Origin of the sequence: Klebsiella sp. K5-45, assembly GCF_030128605.1 — a bacterium.
Taxonomy (GTDB): Bacteria; Pseudomonadota; Gammaproteobacteria; order Enterobacterales; family Enterobacteriaceae; genus Klebsiella; species Klebsiella quasipneumoniae.
In genome coordinates, this window is record NZ_JAKUZW010000054.1 from 1 (window position 1) to 965 (window position 965).

General features: G+C 54.7%; 1 protein-coding gene. It reads right to left on the bottom strand.

The annotated features are described in order from the left end of the window. A partial coding sequence (gene tuf / locus MKS11_RS27395) for an elongation factor Tu (protein WP_080931003.1) occupies window positions 1–965 on the bottom strand: 965 nt, incomplete at both ends.

Here is a 965-nt window from a genome sequence, read left to right on the forward strand (position 1 = left end):
ACCATCTCTACGCCTTCCGGCAGTTCGATGGTGCCAGTCACGTCAGTTGTACGGAAGTAGAACTGCGGACGGTAGCCTTTGAAGAACGGAGTATGACGGCCGCCTTCGTCTTTGGACAGAATGTACACTTCAGATTCGAACTTGGTGTGCGGGTTGATGGTGCCCGGCTTAGCCAGTACCTGACCACGTTCGATTTCTTCACGTTTGATACCACGCAGCAGAACACCTACGTTCTCACCAGCACGGCCTTCGTCCAGCAGTTTGCGGAACATTTCAACGCCAGTACAGGTGGTTTTCGCGGTTTCTTTGATACCAACGATTTCAACTTCTTCACCCACTTTGATGATACCGCGCTCTACACGACCGGTAACAACGGTACCACGACCGGAGATGGAGAATACGTCTTCGATCGGCAGCAGGAACGGCTTGTCAATCGCACGCTCTGGTTCCGGGATATAGGTATCCAGGTGGCCAGCCAGTTCGATGATTTTCGCTTCCCACTCTGCGTCGCCTTCCAGCGCTTTCAGAGCAGAACCACGAACGATCGGGGTGTCGTCGCCCGGGAAATCGTACTGAGACAGCAGTTCACGAACTTCCATCTCAACCAGTTCCAGCAGCTCTTCGTCATCAACCATGTCGCATTTGTTCAGGAACACGATGATGTACGGAACGCCTACCTGACGACCCAGCAGGATGTGCTCACGAGTCTGCGGCATCGGGCCGTCAGTCGCAGCAACAACCAGGATCGCGCCGTCCATCTGCGCAGCACCGGTGATCATGTTTTTAACATAGTCGGCGTGGCCCGGGCAGTCTACGTGCGCGTAGTGGCGAGTCGGGGTGTCATATTCAACGTGAGAGGTGTTGATGGTGATACCACGAGCTTTTTCTTCCGGCGCGTTATCGATCTGGTCGAATGCGCGAGCGGAACCACCGTAGGTTTTAGCCAGAACGGTAGTGATGGCAGC